Below are 17,006 nucleotides of genomic sequence, written 5' to 3' on the forward strand. Positions count from 1 at the left end.
CACTCGACGGCGGGAGGGTTCAGCGCGGCAGGGCGACGCAGACGTTCTTGCCGCCGTCGGCGGCCGGGGTGACGGCGACGCTCTTGGCGAGGTAGCGGACCAGGAGCCAGCCGAATCCGCCTTCGTACCCACGCAGATCAGGGGTGCGCTCCCGCGGCGGCACGGGGCTGGGGTCGCGCACGCTGATGCGCAGCGTGGCGGGGTCCGCGGCGAGGTCCAGGGACGTCGCTCCCCCGGCGTGACGCAGAGCGTTGGTGACGAGTTCGGAGACGATGAGGACGGCGTTCTCGATGCTTTCCTTCGACGGCGCCGGCACGAGTGCGGCGAGGAAGTCGCGGGCGGTGTCGCGTGCCTGGGCGGCCGTCGTCGGCCCCGTGACGGACGGGTCGAGGTCCGGCGGCGAACCGGTACCGGTGGTGGCAGGCGGGCGAGCCATGGGCAAAACCCCCAGATGATCGGTCCTGGGTCAGATGTCGTGGTGTCTGTATGTCTCGGTATCTGTGTGCTGTGCTCCTGCCCGCTATCCCCTTGACCGAACGTGTTCATCCCACGTCCTGGTCCGACCGGATCGCGTACGGGGTCCGGGCCGCCGGGCCCGGCACACGCCGGCCGAGGCGTTACGCGGGGGTCCCCGGTGCGGGATCGGGCTGTGTCTCGGCGGCCTTGGCCATGTTGCGGGCCATGCCGCCGAAGACGATGGAGTGGAAGGGCGAGACGCTCCACCAGTAGGCGTGTCCGAGCAGCCCGCGCGGATGGAAGATCGCCTTCTGCCGGTAGAGACTGCGCCCGTCCCCGTCCGGTTCGATGCGCATCTCCAGCCAGGCCAGGCCCGGCAGCCGCATCTCCGCGCGCAGGCGCAGGAGGCGGCCGGGAACGATCTCCTCGACCCGCCAGAAGTCGAGCGAGTCGCCGACCCGCAGCCGGTGCGCGTCCCGGCGGCCGCGGCGCAGGCCCACGCCGCCCGCCAGCCGGTCCAGCCAGCCCCGTACCGCCCAGGCCAGCGGGAAGGAGTACCAGCCGTTCTCGCCGCCGATGCCTTCGACCACGCGCCACAGGACGGCGGCGGGCGCGTCGACCGTGCGCTCGCGCTCGTCGGTGTAGAGGCTGCCGCCCGCCCAGTCGGGGTCGGTGGGCAGCGGGTCGCTGGGCGCGCCCGGCAGAGCGGCGTTGGACCAGCGCGTGTCGACCTGCGCCTCGCGGACGCGCCGCAGGGCCAGTTCGAGGGCGTCGTCGAAGCCGAGCGGGGCGCCCGGCTCGTCGGGCACGTACCGCGTGATGTCGTGTTCGCCGCAGACCACTTCGTGGCGCAGGGACTCCGCGAGGGGCCGGGCGATGGCGCGCGGCACCGGGGTGACCAGACCGATCCAGTGGCTGGAGAGCCTCGGGCTGAGCATCGGCACCGGCAGGATCAAGCGGTGGGGCAGACCGGCGACCTTGGCGTAGCGCTCCATCATGGCGCGGTAGGTCATGATGTCGGGGCCCCCGACGTCGAAGGCCCGGTCGACCTCCCGCGGCATGCGGGCGCTCGCTACGAGATAGCGCAGCACGTCGCGGATGGCGATGGGCTGGATCCGTGTGCCGACCCAGCTGGGCGTCACCATGACCGGCAGGCGCTCGGTCAGGTAGCGCAGCATTTCGAACGAGGCCGAGCCGGAGCCGATGACGACGGCGGCTCGGAGCACGGTGGCGGGTACCGCGCCGGCCAGGAAGACCTCGCCCACCTCGGCGCGGGAGCGCAGGTGCGGCGACAGCTGCCGCACCGGTACATCGGCCGGGGTGAGCCCGCCGAGGTAGACGATGCGGCGGACCCCGGCACCGGCCGCCCCCTGTGCGAAGGTGTGGGCGGCTTCGCGGTCGGTCTTCTCGAAGCCCGCCCCGGTGCCGAGGGCGTGCACGAGGTAGTACGCGACGTCGACGTCGTGCAAGGCGCCGGCGACCGAGTCGGCGTCGGTGACATCACCCCGTACGACCTCGACGCGGTCGGCCCACGGCTGGTCGCGCAGCTTCTCCGGGGAGCGCGCGAGGCAGCGCACGTGGTGCCCGGCCTTCAGGAGCTCGGGCACGAGCCGGCCGCCGATGTATCCCGTGGCGCCGGTCACCAGGCACGTCAGCGGCCGGGCCGCGTCGCGCTCCGTCTCGTCTCCTGATGCCACGGGGCACCCGCTCTCTGTGCTCGCGCGCCCCGGCGGTGCCCGGCTCTTGCGCCGGGCACCGGGGCACGCTGTCGACGGGGTACACGGTGGCATCCAGGATCCGGACATCGCGGCATCCCGTGTGCCACCGGTGTTGCGCGGGCCGGGCCGCCGGTGTCGCGCGGCCCGGCCGGGGCGCTGGGGAGTGTCTTCAAAGTGGCGTCGTCGCCCGCGAGTCCGACGGGACTTCGAGGACACGGCCTAGGGCACGACGACGCGTTCCACGAGGAGCCGTACGGCCGCCGCGATCGATTCGGCGTCGATGCCGGCGAGACGCAGCTGTTCCTCGGGGCCGGCCGATGACGGCATGGTCCGCACGCCGAGCCGCACCAGGCGCGGCACCGGGCGGCCGTCGGCGAACGCCTCGGCCACCGCGTCGCCGATCCCGCCCTGCACCCGGTGGTCCTCCACCGTGACGAGGCAGCCCGTCGCCTCCGCGGCTTCCTGGAGGGTCCGCGCGTCGACGGGCTTGACCGAGTACAGGTCGATGACGCGCACGGCGATGCCCTCCCGGTCGAGGAGTTCACCCGCGCGCAGCGCCTCCTGGACCGTGACGCCGGCGGCGACGACGGTCACCCGGTCCTGGTCGCTCGACCGCAGGACCTTGGACCCGCCGGGGGCGAACCGCTCGTCGGGGCCGTAGATGACGGGGGCCTCGCCGCGGCCGGTGCGCAGGTAGCGCACCCCCGGCAGGTCGGCCATCGCGGCGACCAGCTGTGCGGTCTGGTTGGCGTCGCACGGGTAGAGCACGGTGCTGCCGTGTACGGCGCGGAACATCGCCAGGTCTTCGAGGCCCATCTGCGACGGCCCGTCCTGGCCGATGGAGACCCCGGCGTGCGAGCCGACGATGTTGATCCCGGCCTGGCTGACGGCGGCCATGCGCACGAAGTCGTGGGCGCGGGTCAGGAAGGCGGCGAACGACGAGGCGTAGGGGACGTAGCCCCTGGCCTGGAGGCCGACGGCGGCGGCGACGAGCTGCTGTTCGGCGATGTAGCACTCGAAGTAGCGTTCGGGGTGGGCCTTGCCGAAGAACTCCGTGCGCGTGGAGTCGCCGACCTCGCCGTCCAGGGCCACCACGTCCTCGCGTGCCGAGCCGAGCGCGGCGAGGGCCTGGCCGAAGGCGTCGCGGGTCGCCACCGAGTCGCCGACCTCGAAGCGCGGCAGGTCGAGGTGGCCGATGTCCGCGTCGCGACGGGCGGGGGCGGAGGGCGGCGAGGACACCTCGACGCGGACGAAGCGGGGGCCGCCGAGTTCCTCGATTGCGGCGTCCGCGTCGGGCAGCGGCTTTCCGTGGTGGCCTTCGCGGTCCTCGACCTCGGCGACCCCGCGGCCCTTGAGGGTGTGGGCGATGACGGCGGTGGGCTGCGACGTCGTGGCCGACGCCTCGGCGAACGCCGCGTCCACCGCCTCGATGTCGTGTCCGTCGATCTCGATGGTGTGCCAGCCGAAGGCCTTCAGGCGGCGGGCGTACGCGTCGAGGTCCCAGCCGTGGCGGGTGGGGCCGCGCTGCCCGAGCCGGTTCACGTCGATGATCAGCGTGAGGTTGTCGAGGTTCTCGTACGCCGCGTGCTCGGCGGCCTCCCAGACGGACCTCTCGGCCATCTCGCTGTCGCCGGACAGCACCCACACCCGGTACGGCGCGTGGTCGAGCCGCTTGCCCGCGAGCGCCATGCCGACCCCGACCGGAAGCCCCTGCCCCAGCGAGCCCGTGGCCACGTCCACCCAGGGGAGCCGGGGGGTGGGGTGCCCCTCCATGCGGCTGTCGCGGCGGCGGAACGTCAGGAGTTCTTCGTCGTCCACGACACCCGCCGCCCGGTACATCGCGTACAGGAGCGGGGAGGCGTGTCCCTTGGAGAGGATGAACCGGTCGTTGCCGGGGTGCTCCGGGTGGTCGAAGTCGTAGCGCAGGTGGTGGGCGAGCAGGACCGCCGCCAGGTCGGATGCGGACATGGAGGACGTGGGGTGGCCGGAGTTCGCAGCGGCGGCCGCGCGCACGGCGTCCACCCTCAGCTGCTGCCCCAGGTCGGCGAGTTCCAGCGCGGCTTCGCGTTGCATGTCACTCCTTGCGTTCGACGGCCCGGCGGGCGGGCCCGTTGACGGGCGCGATGGCGGTGGCCGGGCGGGACCGCGGGGCCCGCGGTCCGGGCGCGCCTTCTGCGGCCACGCGCGCCGCGGGCCACTCCCGCGCCGGGTATCCCGGCGCGCCGGGCCCAAACGGCACATGGCGTCCCCACCGGAGCACGGGCGCGACGACCGGACCAATCCTTCGCCACGCCCGCGCCGAATGAGCGGTGGGACGGCCGGAGTCCAGGAGGATCGGGGCCGTCGGCACAGTGCCCCGGCATGCCGCACGACCCGCACCCGGCCGCGCCGGCGCGGCCGTTGCGGTGCGCCGACGTCCCCAGCCCGTCGCCCCCAGCCAGTCCCCCCGAGACCCGAGGAGCCCGTCCCGTGTCGGTGTCCGTAGTCCTGTTCACGTCCGATCTGCGGTTGCACGACAATCCGGTGCTGTCCGCCGCGGTGCGCGGAGCCGATCAGGTCGTCCCGCTGTTCGTGGACGACGACGGGGTGCGGGCGGCCGGATTCGACGCCGCCAATCGCCGGGCCTTCCTCGCCGACTGCCTGGCCGACCTGGACGCCGGACTGCGCGAGCGCGGCGGGCACCTGGTGGTCCGTTCCGGTGATGTCGTGGCGGAGGTGTGTTCCGTCGTGACGTCGGTGCGCGCGGAACGGGTGCACCTCGCGGGCGGCGTGAGCCGGTACGCCGTGCGGCGCGAGGAGCGGCTGCGCACGGCGCTCGACGACATCGGATGCGCCCTGTCGGTGCACGACGCGGTGGTGACGGTGCTCGCGCCGGGCGCCGTCACCCCGGCGGGCAGCGACCACTACGCGGTGTTCACGCCGTACTTCCGGCGCTGGGCCGAATCGAGCGTCCGGGATGTCGCCCCGACGCCCCGCGCCGTTTCCGTGCCCCGGATCGCGGCCGGCAGCGTGCCGCGCCGCGCCACGGCGGACGGCGTGTCCCCCGGTGTCATGGAGGGCGGTGAGACGGCGGGCAGGAAGCGGCTCCGGCAGTGGCTCGCGGGCGGCGTCGCCGGGTACGAGGACGGCCACGACGATCTGGGCGGCGACGCCACGTCGCGCCTCTCGCCCTTCCTGCACTTCGGCGCGCTCTCCGCGACCGAGCTGGTCCACCTGGCGCGACGCGAGGGGTCGTCGGGCGCAGAGGCGTTCATCAGGCAGCTGGCGTGGCGGGACTTCCACCATCAGGTGCTGGCGGCCCGGCCGCGGGCGGCGGGCGAGGACTACCGCGACCGCGGCGACCGATGGCGCTCGGACGAGCGGGAGATCGCCGCGTGGCGCGGGGGACGCACCGGATACCCGCTGGTGGACGCGGCGATGCGACAGCTCGCCCACGAGGGGTGGATGCACAACCGGGGCCGGATGCTCGTGGCGAGCTTCCTCACCAAGACGCTCTACACCGACTGGCGGATCGGCGCCCGGCACTTCCTGGAGCTGCTGGTCGACGGGGACGTCGCCAACAACCAGCTCAACTGGCAGTGGGTGGCCGGGACCGGCACCGACACCCGGCCCAACCGCGTCCTCAATCCGGTGGTCCAGGGCAAGCGCTTCGATCCGCGCGGCGACTACGTGCGCCGCTGGGTGCCCGAACTCGCCGACGTCGAGCGGAAGTTCATCCACGAGCCGTGGAAGATGGCCGAGGGCGACCGGGCGGCGCTCGACTACCCCGGCCCGGTCGTGGACCTCGCCGAGGGCCGCGCCCGCTTCGAGCAGGCCCGGGGAGCGTGATCCCGCGGGACTCCCCGAGGCGCGCACCGTAACGCAGGTCACACGCATGGGCGTATGTGCAGGGGGCACCCGGTGTGTATGCCCCCTCGGGGCCAGGCTTTCCCCCCACGCCTGGTCCGGGCCCGCGGCCCCGCCGTCCCTCCCCCCGGACGCGCGGGGCCGCTTCATGTCTCCGGCGGGTCGGCGACCGTCAGCGCACGGTGACTCCGATGAGGCACGTGTCGTCGTCCGTGTCCGCGTTGGTGTACCGCAACAGGTGGTCGAGCCGGTTCTCCAGCTGACTCCCCCGCCCCAACTGCCGTGCGCTCTGGGCGACTTGGAGCAGGTTGTCCAGGGAGTCCTGCACGGAGCGGTCGCGGCGCTCGATCAGGCCGTCGGTGTACATCATCAGGGTGTCGCCGGTCTCCAGCTGGGTCCGGCCCTCCTCGTACTCGGCCTGCCCGGTGGCGCCGAGGAGGATTCCGCGGAGCTGGGGCAGCGCGCCCGCCGTGCCGCCCCGCACGAGGACGGGCGGGAGGTGGCCGGCCCGAGCCCAGCGGAGCTGGCGCGAGACGGGGTCGTACAGTCCGCAGACCGCGGTCGCCGTGACGTTGTCGGTGAGGTGGTGGGTGACGGTGTTGAGCCACGCGAGGAGCTGCGCCGGGCCTGCGCCGGTGGTGGCAAGGCCGCGCAGCGCGTTGCGCAGCGCGACCATGCCGGTGGCCGCCTCGATGCCGTGACCGGCTACGTCGCCCACGCACAGCAGTACGTGGCCGGAGGGCAGCGCGGCCGCGTCGTACCAGTCGCCGCCGACGAGATGGTCCTTCTCGGCCGGCCGGTACCGGACGGCCACGTTCAGGTTGTGCAGGTCCACCGGGCCGTGGCTGGGCGGCATGATGGCCTGCTGCAACTGCAGGGCGAGCCGGTTGCGTTCGGCCGTTTCCTGCTGGCTCTGGGCGAGCTGGTCCCGGGTGGCCGCGAGGGCGACCTCGGTCCAGTGCTGGGCGGAGACGTCCTGGTAGGCGCCCCGCACCGCGACGACCCGGGAGTTCTCGTCGAGTACGGGTTCGGCGACGACACGGATGTGCCGGGCCACGCTGTCGGCGCGCTGCAGCCGGAAGGCGGTGGAAGCGGGCCGCTGGTGGTACAGCAGGGACCGCAGGAACCGGCCGATGGAGTGGGCGTCGTCGGGGTGGGCGTGGGCGGGGAGCTGTTCGAGGGGGATCGGTTCGGCGGTGGGCAAAAGGCCGTGGAGCTCGAAGAGGGAGTCGTTCCAGGCGATCTCGCCGGAGAGCAGGTTCTCCTCGAACCCCCCGATGCGGCCGAGGCGTTGGGCGTGCTGGAGCAGGCTGGCCACCTTGCGCGCGCCGTCGTCGAGGCGCCAGACCACGAGGACGTGGGTGCCCTGCCGGCTGATGCTGACCTGGGCCTGGGTGGTCAGCGCGACGGTGTCGACCACGGCGGCGAGCCGCATGCGCTCGGCGCGGAACGGCTCGCCCGTGGCCAGGACGTGCTCCACCTTCTCGAAGAGGCCGCCGGCCTCGGCGGCCAGCGGGTACGCGTCGAGAAGCCGGGCTCCGGCGATCGCGTTCCGCGGCCGGCCGGCGAAGTCGACGAAGCTCGGGTTGACATGCCGGATCAGGAAGTCGGCGGGGGTGTCCGCCCGGTCGAGGAGCGGTTCGAGGAGCAGGCAGGGGTCGGGCAGTCCGTCGGTGAGGTCGAGGAGTTCGGCCACCCTGGGGTCGGCGGACCGGCGCGAGGAGAGATCGGGGCCGGGAACGGGGTGGCTCTCCAGGGCGATCGCGCACAGCTCGGCCAGGACCTGCACCTGGCGTTCGATGGACTGGGACCGCTCGGGCAGCCGGTCGGGCCAGCAGATCTCCAGGACGCCGATGATCCGCCCGCCCGTGCCGGCCGGGACCGTCATGCGTCCCCCGCCCAGGTCCGGAAGGCCGATGGACGGCAGTGCGGCCTCGGTGAGCATGTCGTAATGCGTGGCGGTCCGGTTGCCGAGGGCCTGCCGGGCGGGCGTGGGGACGCCGGGCGGCACATGGCGCCAGCGCGCGGGCTCCTCCTCGGAGAATCCGGCACTGCCGGCCAGGGTCAGGGACTGGTCGGCGTGGGCGGCCCAGATGGCGACGGCGACGGCGCCCAGGGGTTCCAGGGCGTGCTGGAGGATCGACTGCGCCACGGCCTGGGCGTCCCCGGCGGCGGCCAGGGCGCCCGCCTCCGCGCTGCGCAGGCGCAGGCCCACGGACGCGCCGGCCGGCTGGGCCGTCTCGGTGACGAAGTCACGCGCCACGTCGGCGATCTTGTCGCGGGTCGCCTGGTTGACGAGATCCGCGGCCAGCTCCAGCGTGGAGAGGCCCGCCTGTGCGGCCAGGCCGTCCAGCTGCGCCGCCGCCTCGACGGGACTGCACCGCAGACGCTCGACGAGGATGCCGCTCGCGAGGTCGACGAGGGCGCGCCCCTCGGCCTCGGCCTGGGCGCGCTGGAGCTGGCCCTGCAGGCGCTGAACGGTGTCGGCGAGCCGCCCCACGGCGCTGCCCTCCCCCGTGACCGCGCCCTCCCCTGTGGCCGCGGCCTTCCCCATGACGGCGCCCTTCCCCATGGCGCTGCCCGTCCCCGTGACCCCTCTCTGGCCCGGCCACGCGGGCAGGCCGCTCCTGCGCTCGTCGGCCGTCCCGTCGGCCGTCCCTTCGGACCTGGACACAAGCTCGCTCCTCACACGTCAGGAGGTGGTTCGGTGGTGGGCGGGAAGGGGCGGCCGTCAGGGGTTCGGCCGCCGGGCGTCAGGGGTTCAACTGCCGCTTGATCCGCGCCATCAGCTCCCCCGCGTCCACGGGCTTGGTGACGTAGTCGCTGGCCCCGGAGGCCAGGCTCTTCTCCCGGTCGCCGATCATGGCCTTGGCGGTCACGGCGATGATCGGCAGGTCGACGTGCTCGGGCATGGCGCGGATCGCGGCGGTGGCCGCGTAGCCGTCCATCTCCGGCATCATCACGTCCATCAGGATCAGGTCGATCGCCGGATGCGCGGACAGCGTGTCGAGGGCGATCCTGCCGTTCTCGGCCTGAAGCACCGTCATGCCGTGCACTTCCAGGATGCCCGTGATGGCGTACAGGTTGCGGTCGTCGTCGTCGACGACCAGCACGGTGCGTCCGGCGAGCGACTTGTCGGCGTGCGGGCTGACCTCGATCGGTTCGTCGGCCCGCACCAGGGGAAGTACGTCACCGGGCTGGTCGGCGCTCAGGTGCAGGGCGATGCGCTCCCGCAGCTCGTCGAGGCTGGAGATCAGCTCCAGCGGCTGGGTGGCCGCGCGCTTCTGCAGGATGCGTTCCTGGTCCGTGCCGAGGCGGCGGTTGTTGTGGGCCAGTACCGGGACGCCGCGCAGCGCGGCGTCCCGGGCCATGTCCTCGAGGAACCTGAGCGCCGCGTCGTCCGGCAGGTCGAGTTCGAGGACCACGCAGTGGCAGGGGGCCGCGGCCAGGGCCTCGGCCGCCTCGTGGACCCCGACCGCCGCGGTGATCTCCACAGGACCGCGCGGGTCACCGAGGGTGGGGTGTGCCGCCAGGTCGCCGACGGCGCTCTCGGCGACCAGCGAAAGCAGTCCGCGCGAGCGCTCCTCGACGACCAGCAGCCGCTTGGGCTGTACGGGTTCGGGGGCGGGGACGGCCGAGTGGCGCGGGTCGGGCTCGGCGGCGGGTTCCTCCATCGGCTCGGCGGCCGGCAGAGCGGGGCGGCCGGGCTGCACGGTGAACTCGGCGTAATCGGGCCGGGCGACCGGCAGGTACAGGGTGAAGGTGCTCCCCTGTCCCAGGGTGCTCTCGGCGGTGATGGCGCCGCCCAGCAGGAAGGCGATCTCCCTGCTGATCGACAGCCCGAGCCCGGTGCCGCCGTACTTGCGGCTCGTCGTTCCGTCGGCCTGCTGGAAGGCGCCGAACACGGTCTCCAGGTGCTGCGGCGCGATGCCGATCCCGGTGTCAGCCACGTGGAAGGCGATCACCGGGCCGCCGCGCCGGGCCGCCTCCGGGGCGAGCTGTTCGGCCAGGACCTCGATCCGTAGCTCGACACCGCCCTTCTCGGTGAACTTGACCGCGTTGGACAACAGGTTGCGCAGCACCTGGCGCAGCCGGTAGTCGTCGGTGAGCAGTTCGGCGGGCAGCGTCGCGGGCGTCTTCACCGTGAAGGTCAGGCTCTTCTGGCTGGTGACCGGCCGGAAGGTGACCTCGATGTAGTCGAGGAGCTTGCGCAGGGAGATCCGCTCGGGGCTGACGTCCATCTTGCCCGCTTCGACCTTGGACAGGTCGAGGATGTCGTTGATGAGCTGGAGCAGGTCGGAGCCCGCCGAGTGGATGATGCCGGCGTACTCGACCTGCTTGGCGGTGAGGTTGCGGCTGGGATTCTGGGCGAGCAACTGGGCCAGGATGAGAAGGCTGTTGAGCGGGGTGCGCAGCTCGTGGCTCATGTTGGCCAGGAACTCGGACTTGTACTTGGAGGCGAGCGAGAGCTGGTGGGCGCGGTCCTCCAGTTCCTGGCGGGCCCGCTCGATCTCCAGGTTCTTGGTCTCGATGTCACGGTTCTGCGCGACGAGCAGTTCCGCCTTCTCCTCCAACTCGGCGTTGGACGACTGCAGTTCCTCCTGCCGGGACTGCAACTCCTGGGAGCGGACCTGGAGTTCGGCGGTGAGGCGTTGCGACTCGCCGAGGAGCTCGTCGGTGCGGGCGTTGGCGGTGATGGTGTTGACGTTGACGCCGATCGCTTCCATCAGCTGTTCGAGGAAGTCCCGGTGGATCGGCGTGAAGGCGTGCACGGTGGCCAGTTCGATGACGCCGAGCACCTGCTCCTCGACCACGATGGGCAGCACCATCAGGCAGACCGGCTCGGTGCTTCCGAGCCCCGAGGAGACCGTCACGTACCCGGGCGGCAGGTCGTCGACGGCGATGGTGCGCTTGCTGCGGGCCGCCTGGCCGACGAAGGACTCGCCGAGCCGGAAGCGGAAGCCGAGCTTGGTGTCGGGGCGCGCGTAGGAGCCGACGAGGTTGAGGTGGACTCCCTCGCCCGTCTCCTCGGCGAGGTAGAAGGCGCCGTACTGCGCCGAGACCAGGGGCGTGAGCTCGTCCATGATGAGTTCGGCGACGATCGCGAGGTCCCGCCGGCCCTGCATCAGGGCGGAGATCCGCGCCAGGTTGGATTTGAGCCAGTCCTGTTCCTCGTTGGCCCGGGTGGTCTCGCGCAGCGACTCCACCATGAAGTTGATGTTGTCCTTGAGGTCGGCGACCTCGCCGGAGGCGTCGACGGTGATCGACCGTGTCAGGTCGCCCTCGGCCACGGCCCCGGTGACCTCGGCGATCGCACGGACCTGGCGGGTCAGGTTGCCGGCGAGTTCGTTGACGTTCTCGGTGAGCCGCTTCCAGGTGCCGGAGACGCCCTCGACCTCGGCCTGTCCGCCGAGCCGCCCCTCGCTGCCGACCTCGCGGGCGACGCGGGTGACTTCGGCGGCGAAGGAGGAGAGCTGGTCGACCATCGTGTTGATGGTCGTCTTGAGCTCCAGGATCTCGCCACGCGCGTCGACGTCGATCTTGCGGGTCAGATCGCCCTGGGCGACGGCGGTGGTGACCTGGGCGATGTTGCGGACCTGGCTGGTCAGGTTGTGGGCCATGAAGTTGACGTTGTCGGTGAGGTCCTTCCAGGTCCCCGCGACGTTCGGGACGCGGGCCTGGCCGCCGAGGGTGCCCTCGGTGCCCACTTCACGGGCCACCCGGGTGACCTCGTCGGCGAACGCGGACAGGGTGTCGACCATCGTGTTGATGACCCCGGCGAGCGCGGCGACCTCGCCCTTGGCCTCGACGTTGATCTTCTGTGACAGGTCGCCCTTGGCGACGGCGGTGGCGACCTGGGCGATGGAGCGGACCTGACCGGTGAGGTTGGACGCCATCACGTTGACGTTGTCGGTGAGGTCCTTCCACGTGCCCGACACGCCCCGGACGGTGGCCTGTCCGCCGAGGTTGCCCTCGGTGCCGACCTCGCGGGCCACCCGGGTCACCTCGTCCGCGAAGGCGCCGAGCTGATCGACCATCGTGTTGATGGTCTCCTTCAGTTCCAGGATCTCGCCGCGTGCGTCCACCCGGATCTTCTGCGACAGGTCGCCCTTGGCGACCGCGGTCGTCACCTCGGCGATCGAACGGACCTGCGCGGTGAGGTTGTCGGCCATGACGTTGACGGACTCGGTGAGGTCGCGCCAGGTGCCGGACACGTCACGGACATCGGCCTGGCCGCCGAGCCGCCCTTCGGTGCCGACCTCGCGCGCCACCCGGGTCACCTCACCGGCGAAGGAGGAGAGCTGGTCGACCATCGTGTTGATGGTGTCCTTCAGTTCGAGGACCTCACCGCGTGCGGTGACCGTGATCTTCTGCGACAGATCGCCCTTCGCGACGGCGGTGGCGACCTGCGCGATGGAGCGGACCTGCGCGGTGAGGTTGCCCGCCATGCCGTTGACGGAGTCCGTCAGGTCACGCCAGGTGCCCGAGACTCCCTTCACGTCCGCCTGTCCGCCGAGGATGCCCTCGGTGCCGACCTCCCGTGCCATGCGGGTCACTTCGTCGGCGAACGCGGAGAGCTGGTCCACCATCGTGTTGACGGTGTTCTTCAGCTCCAGGATCTCGCCCCGGGCATCGACGGTGATCTTCTGCGAGAGATCGCCCCGCGCCACCGCGGTGGTCACCTGGGCGATGTTGCGGACCTGGTCCGTCAGGTTGCCCGCCATGAAGTTGACCGAGTCGGTCAGGTCCCGCCAGGTGCCGCCGACGCCGGGCACCTGGGCCTGTCCGCCCAGGCGGCCCTCGCTGCCCACCTCGCGGGCGACGCGGGTGACTTCGTCGGCGAACGCGGAGAGCTGGTCCACCATCGTGTTGACGGTGTTCTTCAGCTCCAGGATCTCGCCCCGGGCCGCCACGTCGATCTTCTGCGACAGGTCGCCCCGCGCCACCGCCGTGGCCACCTGCGCGATGTCGCGGACCTGGCTGGTGAGGTTGCCCGCCATCGCGTTGACGGAGTCGGTCAGGTCCTTCCACGTACCGGAGACCGAAGGCACCTCGGCCTGGCCGCCGAGCCGGCCCTCGGTGCCGACCTCACGGGCGACCCGGGTCACCTCGGACGTGAACAGCGAGAGCTGGTCGACCATTCCGTTGAAGACGGTGGCGATCTCGCCGAGCAGCCCGTCCGCCTCACCGGGCAGTCTCGTGCCGAAGTCGCCGTCGCGCACCGCGGTGAGACCCGCGAGGAGCTGCCGCAGCTCCGACTCGCCGACGTGTGCGGAACCGGCCCCCGGCGCCGGCCGTTGCTGAGCAATGTTGGATTTCGTCGAGCCGGCCATCGACCATCGCCTCCGTCACCTTCGCCGGGCCCACGACCCGTCATTGCCGCCCAGTTGGTGGGGCGCGATGCCACGAGGACCTCACGAGATCCCCACCGCGCGTACACGCACCGCCGAGGAGGTTATCCCACCGCTCGGACCCCTCGGAGCCGACCGACCGAACTGCCGCGCCCCGGTGGGAGTCCGGGGCCCGCGCGAGCCTCCCGGGGCAGGTCCGGGGCCATCTGCGGGCCCATGCCGACGCCGCGAAGGTGGGCTGCGCACCACCATCCGATGCCCCCGGACCTGGACCCCGGCGCCGCCCGCGACGACCGGGATGCCCGACCCTGCGACCCGGCTCGGCCCAACCCGCCCCGGCCCGCGCGACGTTCCTCGACGCCGCCTCCCCGCCACCCGCTCCCCTTCCCCTCCCTCCGGGCGACCCGGTTCGAGCGGCCACTTCGCGACGCGATAAGTTGAACGTGTTCAAATACGCGGTGTGACACGCCCCGGCGGGCCACCCGGCACCGGCACGAGCAGACAGCGAGCACACGGATGTTCAACGAGTGGATCATCGCGGGCCTCTTCCCCGTATGGCTGATTGGTCTGATCGCGGCCATCTACGCCGTCGCGGCGTCCTTCTTCGTGAGCGAGGAGAAGAAAACGGGATGCCTGTGGATATCGGTGTCGTTCCTGGCGGTTCTCCTCTATCCCGTCCTCATGGTCTGGGTCAGCCTCTCGTGACCGAGCCGACTGGGGGCGCACGAACTTCTCACGCGCCGGGGCGCGTACGCCGTTGCAGCTGACGGTGCGTCAGGTTCTGTATTTGGTCACGCGTGGGGTTTCTCCGCCCCGGCGGCACCTTCGCAGGCCAGAGTGTGCGCGTCCGGCCGAACCAGCGCCGGGCATCCGCACGATTCGGCGCCCTCACGCTCGTGTTGGGGCGCCGCGAATTAGGGGTTCACATGTCTCCTCGTTCCATCCGCCGCATCGCCGCACTCGCCCTGGCCGCCGCGGGCCTCGCCACCGCGGCAGCCGTTCCCGCCACGGCGGCGGACCGGCCCGCTCCGCACTCGCCCGTCGTCCTGGGGGCCATCCAGTACGACAGCCCCGGGCGGGACGATCACTCCCAGAAGAGCCTCAACGCCGAGTGGGTCACCGTCACCAACACCGGCCGCGGCACCGTGAACCTCAAGGGCTGGACCCTGACCGGCCGCTCCCACCAGACGTACACCTTCCACGACCTGCGCCTGGGCGCCCACCAGTCCGTGCGCGTCCACACCGGCAAGGGCCGCAACACCAGCCACGACGTCTTCCAGGACCGTCGCGACTACGCCTGGGACAACCACGCGGACACCGCGGTCCTGCGCGACCACCACAAGCACACGATCGACACCAAGTCGTGGCGCCACCGCTGATCACGCGCTGATCGGGCACTGATCACGTCACGCCCGGTGCGCCACGCACCGTGAACGGGCCGGTGCCCGGCGCCCCGAAAGGGATGCCGGGCACCGGCCCGTTGGTGCGGCTCCCACCGACTACCACCAATAGGCGGGATATTCGGGGGCCGTTCGACGAATGCGGGACGCCGCGTACTCACCGAGGACGAGCAGCACGCAGGCACCCACGAGCAGCGGTACGAAACGCGACGCCGCGGGATGGTGGAGCACGACGACGACGGGGGTGGCGCAGGCCGGTGAGTGCGGGGCGCGGGCCAGGAGGGTGAGCGCGACGGTGGCGGCGCCGGCCAGAGCGGTGGCCCAGGGCGAACTGCCGATCGTGGCGAGGACCGCGTAGCCGGTGGCTGCTCCCAGCAGGTGGCCGAGGATGACGTTGCGGGGCTGGGACAGCGGCAGGGTGGGTGCGCCGTGCACCAGAGCGGCGCTGGCCGCGAGCGGCGTATCAGGACCGGCTCGAGAATGAGCGTGCCGATGGCCACCAGGGCAAGCAGCACGGTGGCGGCGGCACTGATCGTGTGGAACGCGGCGCCTGCCGCAGGGCGGGCCGGAGCCCGGCCCACCAGTCTTCTCCAGTCGATAGGCACGGTAGGGGCGGCGGACGCGGGACGGGTCCCGCAGGCGCGGCCCGGAGCGGACTCGTTCAGCTCCGACAGCTCGGAGAGCTCTGACAACGGGGATATGGGCGCGGTCTCCGGGCAGGCGGCCCTGGGCCGGGCAGGTCGACGGGGGCGGGAACGGTCGACACTGCGCGGGGCAGGTTCTGCGGTCGGCAGAGAACGTGACCTCGCGCCGGCCCGGGAGGGCCGACACAGTCCGCCGCTCGTGGTATCGAAGCCCCTGCGGCGCCGGGAATTCGGCAGCCGTGGGCGCGCGCGAACTGGCCGCCGTCCCCGGAGGGCGTCCACCCGGGGCTGTTCGCCGAGGTGTCCGGGCGGCTCCTCACGGGCCGGCCGCACCGACCCGGGCAGGACGGCTGCCGCCGGAGGACGCCGAGCCGAGGATGGAGCCGCTGGTGGAGCCGCAGATGGAGCCGCTGGTGGACCGGCTCGCGACATTCTGACGGGCCCCCGACCGCTTCCTCGGCCTCGGCGAGTGGGCGGTACTCGTCGCCCGGCCCGCCTGCGCCGTCAGGACGTACAGCAGGGCGAGGCTGATCAGCCAGTCGGTCACCGCGGAGAACTGGTTGAGCGTGAATTTGAAGGCCTGGCCGAGGAGGAGGTCCACGAGGAGCGCGGCACGCAGGCTGCGCAGGGCGGCGTCCCGGTCCCGGCGCAGCAACGTCGTACCGCGCAACGCGAGGACCAGGGAAGCGAGTGAGCAGGTCAGGACCCCGGCGATGGACGTCCACTCCGTCTCGTGGGCGAGGGCGCCCGTGAGCCCTGCGACGGCGACGGCGATGAGCAGGGCCGCCGCCTGCAAGGTCGTGCCCCAGGCCGCGATCCGCACGAGGCCCCGACGCCGCGACACCTGGGCGCTCAGCCACGCGCGGACGGCTCGCCACACCTCGTGGTGCGGGCCGGGCGCGCGCGCCGGGGCCTCGGGTACCGCTTCGATGAGGGCCGCCAGGGCCGCGTCCAGTTCGGTGGCGGGTGCGCCCGCGCCGCGCAGGCGACGCAGCGCCTCCTCCCGTTCGTGCGGGGTCAGACCGCACAGGACGCCGTGCAGTGCGGTGTCCGCGGCGGCGGCCGAGCGGGTCGCGCCGGGGGCCGCCTCCCTGTCCACGCGCGTGCGGCACGTGACCCACCAGGCCAGACCGGTCAGGGCGGCGAACGTGAGATAGATGATTCCGGCCGCGGGCCGGTAGAAGTAGCCGACGTCGGCGACCAGTTTGCCGACCTCGTCGATGAAGAGGCCGAACCCGACGCCGCCGACGAGGGCGCCCCGCCGCCGGGAGGCGACGCCGGTGAAGACGAGCATGACGAGAAGTCCCGCCAGCATCAGGAGCCCGCCCCACAGCATGTGGGAGATGTGCAGCCTGCCGGCTCCCGCGCCTCCCCCGAGTTTGGGGTAGCCGGTCATCGCGAGGAAGGCGCGGGTCGCCAGGACGGTGACGATGCCGGTGAGAACGAAGAGCCACAAGTGCGACGCGGCGCTCGCGGTGCGCAGGAATCCGTTGGTCACATGCGTACGGGGCATGGTTCGAGCGTCGCGGGTTCGGTCCGCCCGATCCATGGGGGCAGCCCCCCACTGGCCGACGGGCTGCCCCCCCCTGG

10 protein-coding genes are annotated in these 17,006 nt (G+C 72.4%); 3 read left to right on the plus strand and 7 right to left on the minus strand.

Going from position 1 to position 17,006, the window contains the following annotated elements; translation table 11 throughout:
• Positions 1–19 precede the first annotated feature (19 nt).
• From OG432_RS01515 to OG432_RS01525, 3 genes are all read right to left on the minus strand, one after another.
• Positions 20–436 carry an ATP-binding protein gene (locus tag OG432_RS01515; protein ID WP_328306885.1) on the minus strand — a complete coding sequence of 139 codons (417 nt, stop codon included), beginning with the start codon at positions 434–436 and terminating at the stop codon, positions 20–22.
• Positions 437–617: 181 nt separating this feature from the next.
• Positions 618–2,153 (minus strand): SDR family oxidoreductase, encoded by a 1,536-nt coding sequence (locus OG432_RS01520; protein WP_328306887.1) that lies wholly within the window; start codon positions 2,151–2,153, stop codon positions 618–620.
• Between the two features lie 240 nt (positions 2,154–2,393).
• Positions 2,394–4,247: a transketolase gene (locus OG432_RS01525; RefSeq protein WP_328306889.1), complete on the minus strand. Its 1,854-nt coding sequence runs from the start codon at positions 4,245–4,247 to the stop codon at positions 2,394–2,396.
• Positions 4,248–4,643: 396 nt separating this feature from the next.
• Here OG432_RS01525 and OG432_RS01530 point away from each other — a divergent pair, with 396 nt between their 5' ends.
• Positions 4,644–6,002: a cryptochrome/photolyase family protein gene (locus tag OG432_RS01530; protein WP_328306891.1), complete on the plus strand. Its 1,359-nt coding sequence runs from the start codon at positions 4,644–4,646 to the stop codon at positions 6,000–6,002.
• A gap of 190 nt (positions 6,003–6,192) precedes the next feature.
• Here OG432_RS01530 and OG432_RS01535 read toward each other — a convergent pair whose 3' ends face one another.
• Both OG432_RS01535 and OG432_RS01540 read right to left on the minus strand, forming a co-directional pair.
• Positions 6,193–8,592 (minus strand): SpoIIE family protein phosphatase, encoded by a 2,400-nt coding sequence (locus OG432_RS01535; protein WP_443058538.1) that lies wholly within the window; start codon positions 8,590–8,592, stop codon positions 6,193–6,195.
• 181 nt (positions 8,593–8,773) lie between these two features.
• Positions 8,774–13,354 (minus strand): HAMP domain-containing protein, encoded by a 4,581-nt coding sequence (locus OG432_RS01540; RefSeq protein WP_328306893.1) that lies wholly within the window; start codon positions 13,352–13,354, stop codon positions 8,774–8,776.
• 534 nt (positions 13,355–13,888) lie between these two features.
• Here OG432_RS01540 and OG432_RS01545 point away from each other — a divergent pair.
• Together OG432_RS01545 and OG432_RS01550 are read left to right on the plus strand one after the other, a co-directional pair.
• Positions 13,889–14,077 carry a hypothetical protein gene (locus OG432_RS01545; RefSeq protein ID WP_328306895.1) on the plus strand — a complete coding sequence of 63 codons (189 nt, stop codon included), beginning with the start codon at positions 13,889–13,891 and terminating at the stop codon, positions 14,075–14,077.
• Between the two features lie 221 nt (positions 14,078–14,298).
• Positions 14,299–14,751 carry a lamin tail domain-containing protein gene (locus OG432_RS01550; RefSeq protein WP_328306897.1) on the plus strand — a complete coding sequence of 151 codons (453 nt, stop codon included), beginning with the start codon at positions 14,299–14,301 and terminating at the stop codon, positions 14,749–14,751.
• A gap of 120 nt (positions 14,752–14,871) precedes the next feature.
• On the opposite strand, the gene OG432_RS01555 is transcribed toward OG432_RS01550, so the two are convergent.
• The gene (locus tag OG432_RS01555) at positions 14,872–15,207 is read right to left on the minus strand and encodes an HPP family protein (protein WP_328306899.1); all 336 of its coding nucleotides are present in this window, start codon (positions 15,205–15,207) and stop codon (positions 14,872–14,874) included.
• Between the two features lie 525 nt (positions 15,208–15,732).
• Positions 15,733–16,929, minus strand: a complete 1,197-nt coding sequence (locus OG432_RS01560) for a hypothetical protein (protein ID WP_328306901.1) — start codon at positions 16,927–16,929, stop codon at positions 15,733–15,735.
• Positions 16,930–17,006 lie beyond the last annotated feature (77 nt).

It is taken from the genome of Streptomyces sp. NBC_00442 (assembly GCF_036014195.1).
Taxonomy (GTDB): domain Bacteria; phylum Actinomycetota; class Actinomycetes; order Streptomycetales; family Streptomycetaceae; genus Streptomyces.